The organism is Thiothrix winogradskyi (assembly GCF_021650935.1).
In the GTDB taxonomy this organism is placed as follows: Bacteria; Pseudomonadota; Gammaproteobacteria; order Thiotrichales; family Thiotrichaceae; genus Thiothrix; species Thiothrix winogradskyi.
The window spans coordinates 2714690-2730828 of record NZ_CP091244.1; the positions used below are offsets into that span (position 1 = coordinate 2714690).

The 16139-nt window shown below is 51.0% G+C and carries 15 protein-coding genes; 9 read left to right on the forward strand and 6 right to left on the reverse strand.

The features are described from left to right. Nucleotides 1-13: 13 nt before the first annotated feature. From pstA to phoR, 5 genes are all read left to right on the forward strand, one after another. Nucleotides 14-1294, forward strand: a complete 1281-nt coding sequence (gene pstA / locus L2Y54_RS13760; RefSeq protein WP_236496830.1) for a phosphate ABC transporter permease PstA — start codon at nucleotides 14-16, stop codon at nucleotides 1292-1294. Nucleotides 1295-1364: 70 nt separating this feature from the next. Next, on the forward strand, nucleotides 1365-2252 hold the full coding sequence (gene pstB / locus L2Y54_RS13765) for a phosphate ABC transporter ATP-binding protein PstB (protein ID WP_236496831.1): 888 nt from the start codon (nucleotides 1365-1367) through the stop codon (nucleotides 2250-2252). Nucleotides 2253-2274: 22 nt separating this feature from the next. Further along, nucleotides 2275-2982, forward strand: a complete 708-nt coding sequence (gene phoU / locus L2Y54_RS13770; protein WP_236496833.1) for a phosphate signaling complex protein PhoU — start codon at nucleotides 2275-2277, stop codon at nucleotides 2980-2982. A 30-nt stretch (nucleotides 2983-3012) separates the two neighbouring features. After that, a complete protein-coding gene (gene phoB, locus L2Y54_RS13775) occupies nucleotides 3013-3714 on the forward strand; it encodes a phosphate regulon transcriptional regulator PhoB (protein WP_236496834.1) in 702 nt (233 codons plus the stop codon). Then, entirely contained in the window at nucleotides 3714-5009 is a 1296-nt protein-coding gene (gene phoR / locus L2Y54_RS13780) for a phosphate regulon sensor histidine kinase PhoR (protein ID WP_236496836.1), read from the forward strand. Before phoB ends, phoR begins: the two co-directional genes overlap by 1 nt. Here the strand turns inward: phoR and L2Y54_RS13785 are convergent. From L2Y54_RS13785 to L2Y54_RS13800, 4 genes are all read right to left on the reverse strand, one after another. Beyond that, nucleotides 5006-6268, reverse strand: coding sequence for an inorganic phosphate transporter (locus tag L2Y54_RS13785; protein ID WP_236496837.1), 1263 nt, complete (start codon nucleotides 6266-6268; stop codon nucleotides 5006-5008). The genes phoR and L2Y54_RS13785 overlap by 4 nt on opposite strands. A 12-nt stretch (nucleotides 6269-6280) precedes the next feature. Next, nucleotides 6281-6958 carry a TIGR00153 family protein gene (locus tag L2Y54_RS13790; protein WP_236496839.1) on the reverse strand — a complete coding sequence of 226 codons (678 nt, stop codon included), beginning with the start codon at nucleotides 6956-6958 and terminating at the stop codon, nucleotides 6281-6283. Nucleotides 6959-7248: 290 nt separating this feature from the next. After that, on the reverse strand, nucleotides 7249-9933 hold the full coding sequence (locus L2Y54_RS13795; protein ID WP_236496841.1) for an ABC transporter substrate-binding protein: 2685 nt from the start codon (nucleotides 9931-9933) through the stop codon (nucleotides 7249-7251). After that, a complete protein-coding gene (locus L2Y54_RS13800) occupies nucleotides 9933-10661 on the reverse strand; it encodes a UDP-2,3-diacylglucosamine diphosphatase (RefSeq protein ID WP_236496842.1) in 729 nt (242 codons plus the stop codon). The genes L2Y54_RS13795 and L2Y54_RS13800 overlap by 1 nt, the downstream gene beginning before the upstream one ends. A 123-nt stretch (nucleotides 10662-10784) precedes the next feature. On the opposite strand from L2Y54_RS13800, the gene L2Y54_RS13805 reads away from it, so the two are divergent. Beyond that, nucleotides 10785-11534: a proteasome-type protease gene (locus tag L2Y54_RS13805; protein WP_236496844.1), complete on the forward strand. Its 750-nt coding sequence runs from the start codon at nucleotides 10785-10787 to the stop codon at nucleotides 11532-11534. Here L2Y54_RS13805 and L2Y54_RS13810 read toward each other — a convergent pair. Further along, nucleotides 11520-12512, reverse strand: coding sequence for a zinc-binding metallopeptidase family protein (locus L2Y54_RS13810; protein WP_236496845.1), 993 nt, complete (start codon nucleotides 12510-12512; stop codon nucleotides 11520-11522). The genes L2Y54_RS13805 and L2Y54_RS13810 overlap by 15 nt on opposite strands. A gap of 110 nt (nucleotides 12513-12622) precedes the next feature. Between L2Y54_RS13810 and L2Y54_RS13815 the strand changes: the two genes are divergently transcribed. The 3 genes from L2Y54_RS13815 to L2Y54_RS13825 all read left to right on the forward strand — a co-directional run bounded on the left by L2Y54_RS13815 (nucleotide 12623) and on the right by L2Y54_RS13825 (nucleotide 15329). Further along, on the forward strand, nucleotides 12623-13006 hold the full coding sequence (locus L2Y54_RS13815) for a DUF6394 family protein (protein ID WP_236496847.1): 384 nt from the start codon (nucleotides 12623-12625) through the stop codon (nucleotides 13004-13006). Nucleotides 13007-13019: 13 nt separating this feature from the next. Beyond that, nucleotides 13020-14708 carry a potassium channel family protein gene (locus L2Y54_RS13820; RefSeq protein WP_236496849.1) on the forward strand — a complete coding sequence of 563 codons (1689 nt, stop codon included), beginning with the start codon at nucleotides 13020-13022 and terminating at the stop codon, nucleotides 14706-14708. A 105-nt stretch (nucleotides 14709-14813) separates the two neighbouring features. Next, on the forward strand, nucleotides 14814-15329 hold the full coding sequence (locus L2Y54_RS13825) for a helix-hairpin-helix domain-containing protein (protein ID WP_236496850.1): 516 nt from the start codon (nucleotides 14814-14816) through the stop codon (nucleotides 15327-15329). 109 nt (nucleotides 15330-15438) lie between these two features. On the opposite strand, the gene L2Y54_RS13830 is transcribed toward L2Y54_RS13825, so the two are convergent. Continuing rightward, on the reverse strand, nucleotides 15439-16128 hold the full coding sequence (locus L2Y54_RS13830; protein ID WP_236496852.1) for a cell division protein ZipA: 690 nt from the start codon (nucleotides 16126-16128) through the stop codon (nucleotides 15439-15441). Between the last annotated feature and the right edge of the window lie 11 nt (nucleotides 16129-16139).

A 16139-nucleotide genomic window follows, 5' to 3' on the forward strand; every position in this document is an offset into this window, starting at 1 on the left:
GGGAGCCATTGTCATGAGTACCACGACTGAGAAAATTAAAGCGACCCTAGGGAAACGCTACGCACGCGAAAAACGCTTTCGCTTCTATGGCATAACAGCCATTGCCTTGAGCATTTTGTTCTTGATGACTTTACTGAGTGATATTATTGGTAAAGGCTACCCTGCCTTTACTAGTACCCACATCAAACTCGATGTGCAATTGGACGCGCAAACCCTTGGGGTCACTGCCGATTCCACACCTGAACAATTACGCACTGCTAATTACAATGCGGTAATACAAAAAAGTCTGAATGCCCTAGTTCCCGGCGTGGAAGAACGCAAGGAAAAGAAGGCTTTGAAAGGTTTAGTGAGTGGCGATGCGCAGTACGAACTGCAACGTCAGGTCATGGCTGACCCCACGTTGATTGGTACGAACCAATCCGTATGGGTATTGGCGGATGACGATATTGACACCTATTACAAAGGCAATGTTGATCGCACACTGCCTGAAAGTAATCGCCGCATCAAAGACTTCCAATTGGCTTGGCTGGATAAACTGGAAGCAGACGGACGTATCGACAGCCAGTTTAACACCGTGTTCTTCACGCGAGGCGATTCACGCGAACCGGAAGAGGCGGGGATTTTGAGTGCCTTGATTGGTTCGTTCTACACCTTGTTGGTGACACTCTCATTAGCCTTCCCGATTGGGGTGGCTGCGGCGATTTATTTGGAAGAGTTTGCCCCCAAGAACAATTTCTGGGTGGATTTGATTGAGGTCAATATCAATAACCTCGCTGCCGTGCCATCCATCGTGTTTGGTTTATTGGGCTTGGCGGTATTTATCCAGTTATTTGGAATGCCACGTTCTGCACCGTTGGTGGGCGGATTAGTACTGACATTAATGACATTACCGACCATTATTATTGCCACCCGTTCGGCATTACGGGCTGTACCGCCTTCCATCAGAGAAGGTGCCTTGGGTGTCGGCGCATCCAAAACCCAAACCGTGTTCCAGAATGTATTACCACTGGCAATGCCGGGTATCCTCACCGGCACGATTATCGGCATGGCTCACGCGTTAGGTGAAACCGCCCCGTTGCTGATGATCGGTATGGTTGCCTTCATTATGGATGTCCCCAGTAGCGTAACTTCACCATCAACCGTGTTGCCGGTACAGATATTCCTGTGGTCTGACAGCCCGGAACGTGCATTTATTGAACGCACCTCAGCCGCGATTATGGTGCTGCTGGCATTCTTGGTGTCGATGAACCTGCTCGCCGTCATTCTGCGTCAACGCTTTGAGCGTCGCTGGTGATCCCGGCTCATCATAGTGTGTGACTCTTAACCTAAATTCCCTTACCCTTTAGCATATGAAGGTGAACCCGATGACTGAAGCGACAATTGATATGACAACGAAAGCCCTACCCAAATTTAGCACCGCTGCCAGCGGCGGACGTGAAGAATTTGCCCACACCATTGACGGCACGATCGGCAAGCCGTATCTGGATGGCAAAGACACCAAATTCTTCTGCCGGGGCGTGAACGTATTTTACGGTGATACCAAGCAAGCGATTTTCGATGTCAATATGGACATCGGCAAGAACGAAGTCATTTCCATGATTGGTCCATCCGGTTGTGGCAAATCCACTTTCCTGCGCTGCCTGAACCGCATGAATGACACCATTGCAGGCTGCCGCGTGACCGGCGACATTAAGCTCGACAGCGAAGACATCCACGGCAAAGAACAAGACCCGGTACTGCTTCGTGCTCGTGTTGGCATGGTATTCCAGAAGCCAAACCCGTTCCCGAAATCCATTTACGACAACGTAGCCTATGGCCCGCGCCTGCACGGTCTGGCTGCTAACCGCGCCGAGCTGGATGATATTGTGGAAAGCAGCTTAACCAAAGCCGGTTTATTCAAGGAAGTCAAAGACCGTCTGCAATCCCCCGGCACAGGGCTTTCCGGTGGTCAGCAACAACGTCTGTGCATTGCTCGCACGATTGCGGTCAGCCCGGAAGTGATCCTGATGGATGAACCCACTTCCGCACTTGACCCGATTGCCACCGCGACTATCGAGGAATTGATTGACGAATTGCGGGCAAGTTTTACCATTTGCATTGTGACCCACTCAATGCAACAAGCAGCGCGTATTTCGCAACGCACCGCTTATTTCCATCTGGGTTATCTGGTTGAATTGAACGACACCAAAACTGTCTTCACCAACCCACAACACCAATTAACTGAAAATTACATTACAGGCCGCTTCGGCTAAGGCGGTACGGGGTATGGAAAGCATGAACACAACACAGCATACATCTCAGAAATACAATCACGAGCTGGAAGAAGCCCGCAGCAAACTGATGACAATGGGCGGCTTGGTCGAAACCCAAGTCACCAATGCCATCAAGGCGTTGCTGGAACGTGACAGTGCTTTGGGTGAAAAGGTCGCGTATTCCGACCATGAAATTAACGCAATGGAAGTCGCCCTCGACGAACATTGCGCCGAAATCATTGCGCGTCGCCAGCCTGCCGCCAGCGATTTGCGCTTGCTAATCACCATTATCAAAGTCATTACCGACCTTGAGCGCATTGGTGACGAAGCCGAAAAAGTCGGGCGTTACGCGGTGGAAATGACCGAATCCGCCACCTACGGCGACTTGCACAATTCCCTGCGTCACTTAGGCGAACACGTCAAAATCATGTTGAGCGACACCTTGGACGCACTGGCGCGTTTGGACGTTGCTCAAGCCATGCAAGTGGTGAAAAACGACCAGCAAGTGGATGACGAATTCGATTCCATTACGCGCCAGCTTTACACCCGCATGTTGGAAGACCCGCGCTATATCAAAGACAGCCTGAATGTCACTTGGTGTGCGCGTTCACTGGAACGGGTCGGTGATCACTGCAAAAACATTTGCGAATACGTGATTTATCTGGTGAAAGGCAAGGACGTGCGCCACACCAATTTAGAAAGCATCCGTGAAACGATTTTGGGTGAGTAAGTTGATGTACCCGGCGGGGTTCTTCGCGCCATGAAAAAACACATTCTGTGTATTGAGGACGAAGCCGCTATCCGTTCCATGATCCGCTTTTCGCTGGAGCGCGAAGGCTATGTGGTGACGGAAGCAGCGGATGCCCGTGCCGCCCGTGATGCCGCCGCATCCAGCCCACCGGATTTAATGCTGGTGGACTGGATGTTGCCGGACGTTTCCGGGCCGGAACTGATCCGGCGTTTCCGCCATGACCCGTTGACCCGCGACATTCCCATTATCATGCTCACCGCCAAAAGCGAAGAAGACGACATGATTCACGGGCTGGATGCGGGTGCAGATGATTACCTCATGAAACCTGTGTCACTCAAAGCCCTGAGTGCGCGGATCAAAGCCCTATTACGCCGTTCCGAGGGTTTCGACGAACAGCGGGTGATCAATGCCGGGCGTTTGCAACTCAACCAAAATGCGCACCAATTGCGCATCGACGGTACGCCTGTGCATCTCGGCACGACCGAATACCGCCTGCTGGAATTTTTCATGCAGCACCCCGAAAAAGTCTATTCCCGCGCTCAATTGCTGGACTTTGTATGGGGTCAAAATACCTATATCGAAGAACGCACTGTTGATGTGCATGTGCTACGCTTGCGCAAAACCTTGAAGACCCACGCTGCCGAGAATGTGATTCAAACCATCCGGGGTGCTGGCTATTTATTCAGTGCAATCGAATCAACAGGTGATTGATGCCGAACAACTATTGGAGTGTGGAACGCTATCGTTTTGGTTTGGTCATGGGCTGCGGTTTACTGGTAGCGTGGTTCACCCCTTATCCGTTGATGGTAATGCTACTGGTGTTATTGGGCTACATCGTCTGGATGCTGCACAAACTGTACCAGTTACAGCATTGGCTCACCAACGGGCATAAAGCCGAAGATATGCCGGACAATGATGGTGCTTGGGAACAAATCGCTTACCTGTTCCACAAATCGCAACAAATACTCGCAGAAGGTAAACGCAAGCAACAAGATATTTTAGTGCGCTTCAATAACATTTTGTCGGTGTTGCCCGATGCAGCCATTTTACTGGATGCTGACAATCACATTGAATGGGCAAACAAATCCGCTGGCAAGATGCTAGGCATCGACAGCAACAATGACAAGGGTCAACGCCTTGATAATTTGTTGCGCAACCCTGATCTGCACAAGCTGTTGGCAGAAAATGGCACATACAAGGTGAAGTTTCCCTCGCCACGTAATTCCCATCTAACGTTACGAGCAAAACTGCTACCCTTGCAAGCCGGTTCACGGGTTTTGAGTGTGCGGGACATTAGTGAGGGCATCCAGCTCCAGAAAACTCGTAAGGCCTTTATTGCCAATGCCTCTCATGAATTGCGCACCCCATTAACGGTACTCTTGGGTTATATCGAACTGTTTGAACACGACCCCGATCTGCCGAAACACCTTCACGGGCCGTTACAACAATCCCACGAGCAAGCCATCAGGATGCAGCAAATCATCAGCGATATGCTTGCCCTATCACGGCTAGAAAGTCAGGAAACCACGCCATTAATGGGCAACCGTGTTGATATTCCAGCCATACTGACCAGCAATATCCGAGCTATTCGCGATACACTAGCCAGTGGTACGCATACACTGGAAACTGACATTGAGCCAGATTTGTGCGTTTGCGGCTCAGAAAAAGACATTACCAGCGTCATTACCAACCTGCTGACAAATGCGGTTAAACATACCCCAGCAGGCACGACTATCCGAGTGGAATGGCGTAGTAACGAGCAGGGCGTTGCTTGCCTGAGTGTGAACGACAATGGTTCCGGCATTGATGCTAGGCATTTGCCGCACCTGACTGAGCGTTTCTACCGGGTAGATGAAGGACGCTCTCGCGCCAGTGGTGGTACAGGTTTAGGGCTGGCAATTGTAAAACACATTATGCAATGGCATAACGGCAAGCTGACAATTGAAAGCAAGCCGGGAAAGACTGTGTTCCGGGCTTGCTTTCCGGCAGGGCGGGTGTTGGATTAAACGAAAATACCGCGCAACAGATAGAAGAACATTACGGACAGTAACGCACCTGCCGGTAAAGTGACCACCCACGACATAAAGATACCACCCACGACACGCAAATCAATCGCTGCAATACCGCGTGCAAAGCCAACCCCAAGGATTGCCCCAACGAGGGTATGCGTGGTCGACACCGGAATACCCGCGTAAGAGGCGGAAACCACGGTCATCGCTGTGGCAATTTCAGCCGAAAAACCACGAGTCGGGGTAAGTTCGGTGATCTTACTCCCAACCGTCAAAATAACCCGATAACCTAAGGTGGCTAAACCAATGACGATACCCACTGCACCCACCAATAAAACCCATGAAGGCACGGTGGCCTTGGCAGTCATCACCCCGGTTTGAGCAATACCGATGACGGCAGCCATCGGCCCTACCGCATTGGCAACATCGTTAGAGCCGTGCGCAAAAGCCATTGCCGCAGCGGTAAACAGCATCATGACAGCAAAGATTTTTTCCACATTCGCGTAATGGAAGCGTTTTTCGGCCTGTTGGTCATAACGGACTTTGCTGATGAGAATACGCCCAGCTATTGCCACAACTACGCCAATCAATACCGATATAATCAACTCCATAGCACCGTCTAAGCTTAAGCCAACGTGTTTTAAACCTTTTTGAATGGTCAGCAGTGAAAGGAAAAAACCCACCATAAAGAGGTAAAATGGCCCATATTTGATGGCATTTTGCAGCGGATTTTTGGTATCCAAGATGAGAATTTGCAAGCTCATAAACACCAAAAAGGCAATCACCCCAGAAATCAGCGGTGAAAATACCCAACTGATCGCGGTGGTACCGACCGTTCCCCAATTAACGGCTTCCACACCAACACCAACGGCAGCAAACCCGACGATAGCACCAACAATGGTATGGGTGGTGGAAACAGGCCAACCACGTAGTGTTGCGATGAGTAACCACGTCGCTGCTGCCAAGAGTGACCCCAGCATTCCCCATGCCAGCATCTCCGGGTTAGCATCAAATATTTCATTATCAATAAAGCCTTGACGTATCGTATTAGCGACTTCCCCACCCGCAAGGTAAGCACCTGCGAACTCGAAAATAGCCGCAATAATAAGTGCCTGTTTAATGGTAACGGCTTTAGACCCGACGGAGGTCGCCATAGCATTAGCAACATCATTCGCACCAATCCCCCAGGCCATAAATAAGCCAAAGGCAACCGCCAAGATGAGGTAAATCATCATGGTATCGGACAAAAATTCCATAGCTTATCTCCCTTAACGTGCCAGCATCAGTTGTAAACGGCTACCCACACGTTGGGCATCATCGGCAACTCGTCCCATCCACTCAATCAAGCGGTAGGTGAACATCACATCGGTAGCTCTCAAGCCATCTTCTAGGGTAAACAGAATATTGCGTAATTCGACTTGGCATTTATCGGTTTGGCGTTCAATACGGCTAAGTTCCGTTAACATTTCCTCAACATGCTCAACCTCCAAACCCCGGAAACCGGTTTCCAACAATTCATCTAGCTCATTAATCACTTCCAGTGCCTGCTTGACCGCAGCCACACAGCGTTCGGTGTATTGCTGGAACAGTGGACGCATACTCTCATGCAGACGCATTTTTCGCCCGACCACCATACCCGCAATGTCTTTGGCTTGATTGATAATTTGGTCTTGCATCCACAACACATCCAGCAAGTCACGGCGATCAACCGGCATAAAGAAACCGCGTGGCAGGTTGTGGCGCAAATCCTTTTTCATATCATCAGCAAGGTGCTCACTTTCCACGATAGCTTGATGAGCAGCACTAATTTGCTGTTCATCATCATTATTCATTCCCTCCACGAGCATGATGAGATGCTTGATCCCTTTGTAGACACAATACATGTGCTCCTGAAGGGGGCGTATGGGCGACTTGCCGAACAGTCCCGCGATATGGCTCTTGGGCATAATACTCACCTTAATCAAAGCTTAAAAACCGCGATAGTATGAACAGCTTGCTGGCTGAATCAAAGCGAAATGTTAAGGCTACGTTAAAAGTCTAGGCTTGGCGATTGTGAAGCACGTCACGCAGTGGTCTAACAACAAAGCAGGGAATAAGTTTACGATAAATTGCCTGCAAGGGTTGTTCACGCCATTGATGGGTGTTGCTTTGCTGGCTGAATATGAGGATATATTGGGTCGGGATGACTTGTTCACAAAGTGGCGCCTGAACCAGCAGGAACGCGAGGAATGGGGGATTAAGCCGACATTCGACCCGCCAGCCACCGTACCAAGATCGCCCGTAATTGCGCGACATCAAACGGTTTCGCAAGGTAATCGCTCATCCCACTCGCGAGGCAATGTTCGCGGATCGTCGCCGAAGCATGAGCGCTCATTGCAATAATCGGCAAGGTTTGCCAACGCGGCTCGGTACGCAATTCACGGGTCAAGGCATCGCCCATCATCCCCGGCATCTCAAGATCCATCAACACCAGATCGAAAGTATCTGCTATCAGTGCCGCCCGCGCTTCCGTGGCACTTTCCGCCCGCTCGGTGACGCAACCGAACAGGTGCAACAGCTCAAGGCTAATCATCAGATTCAATGGATCATCATCCACCACCAAAATCCGCGCCCCCGTCAACAACGCCTGCGCGGTATCAGCAGCGGGCGGTGGTGTATCAGGCAACAGCGTAGACGCGGCTTCACCCCCAAAATCCGCACAAAACGTAAACTCGCTACCCACCCCAGGAATGCTTTCCACCGTAATCGCGCCGCCCATCAATTCCACCAAATGACGGCTAATGGATAAGCCCAAACCCGCGCCTTTCACCGCTTCATGTTCGCCAGAATCAATCCGCACGAAGGGTTCAAACAAACTCTCGCGCTGATTCGCCGGAATCCCGATCCCCGTGTCACGCACACTGAATTGCAACCTGATTGTAGCCGCTGTGTGCGCTTGCAAACTCACATGCAAAGAAACGCTGCCCTTATTGGTAAATTTAACCGCATTAATCAGCAAATTATTCAATACTTGGCTTAAGCGCAACGGGTCGCCCACCAACACGGTTGGAATATCGTCTTGCACTTCCAGACGAAACGCCAAGCCCTTCTCTTGGATAGAATCCTGCACAATGTGCTGAACACTTTGCAGAATTCCCTGCACATTGAATGGCACAGGGCGTAACACCACCTCCCCCGCCTCAATGCAAGAAAAATCCATCACATCTTCCACAATCCCCAACAATAAGCGCGAGGAGCTATGCAGTTTTTCCGCGTAATCCCGCTGCTTGCCCTGCAAATCCTCCCGTTGCAGCAATTGCGCCAAACCCGTGACGGCATTCAACGGTGTACGGATTTCATGGCTAATATTCGCTAGGAAAATGGATTTAGCACGGGTCGCTGCATCGGCTTGTTCTTTGGCTTGCTGCAATTTCTGCTGAACATCGACCTGCGAGGTAATGTCCATAATCAAGCCTTCTAACATCAACGGTTCACCCGCCGCATTGTAGGCGACGCAATGCCCTTGTTCCCACACCCAACACCATTCCCCCGAACGGTGTTTAATCCGATAACTCAACTGGAACGGATGCCCTGCGTTACTCGCGTTAACCACCGTCGCCACCACCGCGTCACGATCATCAGGGTGAATCAAACTCGTCCAAGTCAACCGCTGTGAACCAATCAACCATTCAGCGGGATAACCCGTCAAGCTTTCACACCCCTCACTGACAAACTCCATCGCCCAATCGGCATCGTTATGGCAACGGTAAGCCATCCCCGGTAAGTTGCCGATCAAGCTTTGCAAGGAACGTTGGCTTTCCTGCAACAAACGTTCGCTTTCTTCTTGGGCTTGCATGGTCTGTTGTAACAGGGTGTTTTTTTCCTGCAAACGCCCATTCACCCACGCCACCAAACCACTGCCGATAAAGCCCAGCAGCGCAACCAGCCCAAACCCGCCGAGTACCCACCACACCCAGCGGTAATCCGGTTTCTGGTCGGAGTCGTACCAAAAACCATCCAGCTTGCTGGTGTCGTTGACCATCCCCAACTTGACGAAGGTATCCGCCATGCGCCGCCAGCGTTCCACATTCATGTGACCGATCTGGACAATATCCGGCTTTACCAGCTCGTGGATATGTGAAGCTTCAAACTGCAACGCCTCACGGTTCAAGTGCGGGTAACGTTTCAGTAAAACCGTGATTATGTCATTGGGATTTTCCATCGCGTATAGCCAACCGCGCACCACCGCACGGCGTAACGCCGCCACTTGCGCGGGATGTTCCTCTAGGTGGCGTTCACTGGTAAACAACGTATCGCCGTAAAAATCCACCCCGTAAGTGATCGGCTGAATGTAATGGATGTCGCGCCCCGCCTGTGTATTGAAGAAAGGCTCACTGGTCATATAACCGTAATCCGCATCCACCTGCCCAGACAGCAATGCGTCCATGCCCGGTCGATTCGGTTGCAATGCCAGCGCATCCAACGTCACCCCTTCGTTCACAAACATCGCCGCGATTTCCACAATCGGCTGCCCGCCGACCTGCATTCCAATGCGTTTGTGGGCTAAATCGTGCGGGGTACGTAAACCCGCCTTACCCTCGGTCATTAACATCGCGGGCGAATGCTGGAAAATACTCGCCAACGCCACCACTGGCTTGCCTTGCAAACGGTAGAAAACCAATTCCCCCGCCTCAATCGCATAGTCTGCCCGTCCCTCCAACACCTCAATCAAAGGCGCAATATCAGTACCACCGGGCAGTAAGGTGACATCCAGCCCTTCCTCTTGGAAAAAGCCGTATTCCAGCGCAGCGTAATACCCCGCAAACTGGAACTGCGGCTGCCACTTCAATTGCACGGTAACAGGTTCTAACGGCGGCGCAGCGCTTGCCAGCTTGCCCAACAGACAACACAGCAATCCTAACCAAATAAGGCGACGTATCATTAACACTCCAACGTCATAGTGTCGGCATCCACACGCAAAAAACTCCCTTTGGTCTCGTGCCAATCACCCAATACTACCCGCTGTACTCGCAAGTCATCCAGCAGGAAATCATGCACAGCAGGGCGGTGCGTATGCCCGTGAATCATGCACGTTACGCCCGCTGCCCGCAAGGTTGCTTCTACTGCTTGCTGATTCACATCCAGAATCGCTTCGGGTTTACCCTGCATACTCATCCGGCTTTGCGCCCGCATTGCTTCCGCCTGACGAATGCGTTCCTCCAGCGGCAAGGCAAGAAACTGCTGCTGCCATTGCGGATTGCGGAACAGCTTGCGCACCTGCTGGTATTCCACGTCATCGGTACACAGCGTATCACCGTGCAACAACAAGGTCGGCGTGCCGTACAAGTCGATCACCTGTTGTTCTGGCAACAAGGTACAGCCCGTCGCCTCAGCAAACTGCTTTCCCACTAAAAAATCGCGGTTGCCGTGCTGAAAATACAGCTTCACCCCACGCTCACTCAGTTGCTGTAAGCGTGTCACCAGCGGCAGAAATACGGCGGCATAAGGCGAATCGAGGGCGTCATCCCCCACCCAATATTCAAACAGATCACCCAGAATATAGAGCGCATCCGCCCTCTCCCCGATTTGCTCCAGCAATTCCAATAAGCACTGCATTGCACCGGGGCGGCTCGAATCCAAATGCAAATCTGCTATAAACCAGCTTGACATACGCATCTTTTATCCTAAAAACCGTTATTATCATCGTAAAGTGGCAAACAATCTCAATGGAACATTGACCTATCCCAAAGAGTCTAATAACTTATCTTCACCTTAACCACCCCGCAAACTGACATGACATATTGTATCGGCATTTCTCTCGACGATGGGCTTGTTTTAACCTCTGACTCACGTACTAACGCGGGCATTGATCATGTTAGCACTTACAGCAAGATGCACCGCTGCGTCACCAACCCCGACCGCTGCTTGGTGATTATGAGTGCGGGCAATCTCGCCACCACTCAAGGCGTGATCCAACAAATCCGCCGCGATGTATTGGAAGGCTTGCCTCGCAACATCAATACCTTAAACTATCTGGCAGACGTTGCCGAATACTTAGGCGATGTGCTAGTCAACCGGATTCGCAAGCACACCGAACAAACCGGCTTTGTACCGGATGCCACCTTGATCCTCGGCGGGCAGATTCAAGGGCGCAACCCCAACATCTACATGATTTACCCGCAAGGTAACTACATTACCTCCTCAGATGACACCCCTTACCTGCAAATCGGCGAAAGCAAATACGGCAAACCCGTGCTGGATCGCTTCATCACCCGCAGTGCTTCGCTGGAAGATGCCGCCATTTGCTCGCTGATCTCGATGGATTCCACCATGAAAAGCAACGCCAGCGTCGGACCACCGATTGAGGTCTTGATTTACCCACGCGACCAGTTCAACGCCCCCAAACACTACAAGTTTGACGCGGAAGACCCGTATTTACTCGACATCCGTCACGAATGGGCGAATCAGTTGAACCAGGCATTCCGTTCCATGCCCCGGTTGGAAGTCCACGCCAAACCCGATGGCAACTTACATACCTTCTGAGCCTGTCACCAGTTGGTGAATAAAGCGCAGTTTCACAATAACCTGCCGTGACAGCGTAAAGGGGTAAGCATCCGGCTGCCCCATGCTGCGGTTGAGCGCATTCATTGTGCGCGAGAGTTGCCGCCATTCCTGCATCAGCAAATGGAAGTCGTCGGGGTTAACAGCCTCACGGTGGATTAAGCCAAAGCTGGTCGCTGTCTCCAGCGTATCCATAATGTGCAGGTAATGCGCCCAAGTTTCCGCCCAATCTTCCCACGGATGAGCGCTGGCGTAAGCGCTAATGTGGCGTTTTTCCCATTGCGGGATTGCGCCATAAGCGTAGTAGCAGTCCAACGATTCGCGGTAATTTTCCTCGCCACCAAACAAATTGCGAAAACGCGGATACCATGCCGAATCACGCACCAATTTGTCCCAATAATAATGCCCGCTTTCATGGCGCAAATGCCCCAGCACCGTGCGGTAGCGCTCCTTCAATTGTTCACGCGCTGTGACCCGATGCGATTCATCCGCTTCCACCGCGTGTAAGGTAATCACCCCATTTTTATGGCCGGTGTACACCACCCTTTTTTTCACCAACGGGTTAGTACGTTGATCTTCCAAAAAATCAAACACCATACCGGAACACGGGTCTTGTTCGCGCCCCACCAACGGCAAGCCTAAAGTAATCAACGAATACACCAAGCGCCTCTTTGAGCGTTCCAATACCGTCCAACGCTGCACATTGATAGGAATATCTTGTGCCGGAACCGTGCGTGTCAACCGGCACGAATAGCACTGCTTGTGCTTATCGGTATGCGACAATAACCAATTACACCCCACCGAATGCTCCCGCAGCGAGCATACCCGCAGATGCGGCGCACGGCTCAGCACCAACATTTCCAAGGTATCCGGGTTAAACCCTAATGATCTGCCACAGCACGGGCATTCCTTATCCTCAAACAATACTTCCTGACCGCAAATACAATGGAAACGTTTCATTAATCGTAACTCAGTGATTATCCCAAATCTAACCCACGTTATAGTAAACTTGGCTGGCAAGCTAGCGCTTAGCAGCTATGCTTAGAACTGATATTGTTATAGAGACGGTTATGAACTCAGAAAAAGTGGTTTTTGGTTTTTTTATCCTGTTGGCGTTGACGTTGAACTTCGGTTTTTTCATTGGCGACATTGACAACATTGCCCATCACAATGTCTACGAATTGTTTGCCGCACTGGTCGTCAGCCTGATTGCCACGGTGTTGAAGTTTGGTGACAGAACCCATCTGGGGGCAATTTTTCTGGCAACCAGTTTGGTGGCAGATTTGCAATTGCTGATGGCTGCCCTGATCTGGGGTTATGCTGCTCACATAAGCCCAACCGGACTCGATACAGAAGCGACTGTGGCGATTGTTTCTTTCTCTGGCGGAGCTTTGTTGGCGAACATAGTTTCAGTCATTCTGTTATTGGCGGAAACCATGACCGTGCGCCGCTAGGCAGGAGAAAGCCATGCCTGACATTTTTTATGTGCTATTACGGCGGATGCGTACCCCACTGATTGTGCTAATTGTGGTGTATTCGGTGGCGGTGTTGGGTTTTACCCTGATTCCGGGGCAAGATGCGGAAGGTCAGCCTTGGCATATGTCGTTTTTCCACGCACTTTATGTCGTCAGTTACACCGCATCCACCATTGGCTTTGGGGAAATTCCCTACGCCTTTACCGATGCGCAACGCTTATGGATGATGTTCGTTATCCATCTCACGGTAATTGGCTGGTTGTACAGTATCGGTTCATTACTGACCGTGTTGCAAGACCCTGCGTTTCGGCGGTTGCGTACTGAATACGTGTTTCAGCGCAGTGTAAAACGTTTGCGCACTCCGTTTTATCTGGTGTGTGGTTACGGCGATACCGGCGGTATTTTGATCAAGGCATTGGCTGATGAAGGCATTAAGGCGGTGGTGGTTGACCGTGATGAAAATCGCCTTAACGCCTTGGAATTGAATGATTACATCCGCCGTCCGTTGGGGTTGTTAGCGGATGCTGCCAAGCCAGCGGTTTTGGAAATGGCGGGCATTACCAACAGTTATTGCATTGGCGTGATTGCGCTGACCGATTCCGACCAAACCAATGTGATGGTGGCATTGAGTGCGCACTTGCTCAACCCAAATCTCCGGGTATTGGCGCGAGTCGAATCCGCAGAAGCGGCGGCAAGTATCCGTTCTTTTGGCAAAAATGAGGTCATCAACCCGTTCGAGACGTTCGCGGGGCGGTTGGCAATGGCGATTCATTCACCCGGCATGTATACCTTGTTTACTTGGATGACCGGGGTTCCGCACGAGCCATTGCGTGAGCCGTTATTCCCTGACCGGGGTTTATGGGTAATTTGTGGGTTTGGGCGGTTTGGCACAGCTTTGCACCGGCATTTGGAAGCGGCGGGCATCCCCATGCAAGTGATTGACCCAGACCCTATTACCAACCAAACTCCGGCGGGGGCAATTATTGGCTCAGGGGTAGAGGCAACCACCTTGCAACAAGCCGGGATTAAACAGGCGGTAGGCGTAGTAGCTGGGACAAACGATGACGTGAGCAACTTGTCAATTTTGATGACCGCCCGCGAATTACGCCGGGATATTTTCATGGTTGCACGGCAGAACCAGCGTGATAACAGCGTGGTGTTTGATCGCGCCGACATTGATCTGCTGATGAAACGCGGTGATGTGATTGCCCACAAAATTTTTGCCTTGCTGCGAACACCTCTAATCAGCGATTTTCTGGAGACTGCCCGTGAGCACGATAATGATTGGGCAAACCAAATGGTTAGCCGGATTTTGGGCGTGGTCAGTGATGAAGTACCCTACTTATGGGAAATCAAAATCAATAAGGTGCGCACTCCCGCGTTGTACAAAGCGTGTTTGATGGAGCAAGTGCAGTTACGTGATTTGCTACGTGACCCACGCGAGCGGGTTAAAAGTTTGCCTGCCATTCCGCTGTTATTGAAACGGGATGGGAAAGCCACGATGTTGCCAGAATTGGACAAGCCGCTGGAAGTGAGCGACCGTTTGCTAATGTGTGCGGCGTGGCCGATTAGTGATGAGATGCGTTGGGCAACGCAAAATGAAAATGTTTTGCATTATTTACTGACAGGACAAGAGACTTCAGGGGGCGACTTATGGGGAAGATTATTACAAAACCGTTAATTGATTAAAAAATAGTCGTTTTTGTCATCATTTTCAGACGGTGCTAATGTTAAGCTTTTATGACAAGGAATTTATCCAAGCAACAAAACCATAAGGAAAGTCAAAATGGAACTAGAAGTCGTAGCCATCAAGTACGTAGGTCTTGCCACCGTCAAGCGCTTAGCCGAACATGGCATTACCACCGTCGAACAACTCGCCGCCCTGTCAGTGGAAGCCTTAACTGCTCTGCCCGGTATCGGTGAAAACACCGCGCCACTCATTATTGCCAATGCACAAGAAATTCTCGCTCCGCCAATCATCGAAGCTGAAGTCGAAACCCCAGAACCGATGGAAGAAGTAGAAAGCGTTGAAGTTGTGACGGAAGTAGCGCCGGAAACCTCTCCAGAACCCGAACTCTCTGTAAAAGCCCAAAAGAAACTGGCAAAACAAGCCAAAAAGCTGAAAAAGGCTCAAAAAGCGGAGAAAAAAGCTGCCCGCAAAGCGGAAAAGAAAGCCGAGAAAAAGGCTGAAAAACAACTAAAAGCCGAGAAAAAAGCCGCCGAAAAAGCAGAAAAGAAAGCCGCAAAACAAGCCAAGAAAGAAAAGAAAGCCGAGAAAAAGGCAGCCAAACAAAAAGGGTAAGGCAGAACCTCACCCCCCGCCCCCTCTCCTTGACAGGCGAGGGGGAGCAAGAGTTGCATTGTTTATTAGCCCCTCTCCTGTCAAGGAGAGGGGTTGGGGTGAGGTTCTTTTAAGCCGCTAATGCCAACAAATCAGAACGCACATCCGGCGTAATCGGTTGTTGGTTATGGTCTTTCAACACCCCATTCAGCGACTGCGCCAAACGCTCAGCGGTACGCAAAAAGTCATTGATTGCTTCGTTGTCGTCAATCGGGCTGGGCAAATTCAGAATCATGGAAAGCCCAGGTGTGGCTTGCATCACTAATTCATTCGGTACTAATGTCCAAGGTTTAACCCCGTTCGCCACGCTGAACAAACTGGTTTCGCCCTGTTCAGTCAGAATATAGCGGTGAAAAATATCCATCTCGCCAAACCCCAAGCCTGCATCGTCCAACGCTTGCAGTACCTCTTCACCCCCAAAGCCCGCCTCAATATCTGCCGCAATGAACAAAACCAATTGCGGCGGCAAGATCGCAGTAGGCGCAGCACTCGGCGCGACGGCTGGCTCTTGTGATTTGCCGGAAACATTCGACATCATCACATCCGACATATCGCGGGCATTGGCAGCAGGGCGTTTACCATCGCGGGCGGGCACATCATCGGCAACACTGGAAAGCTCGTTGCCATCGGCATCACGCAGCACGGGAACGGTTTCATCCCGCTTAGTGGGGGAATTTTGCCGGGAAATACGGCTAATCACGTAAATACCCACCAGAGCCGCTAGACCCAGCACCATGATAATCAGACTTACCAGTTCCATTTAAAATCCTT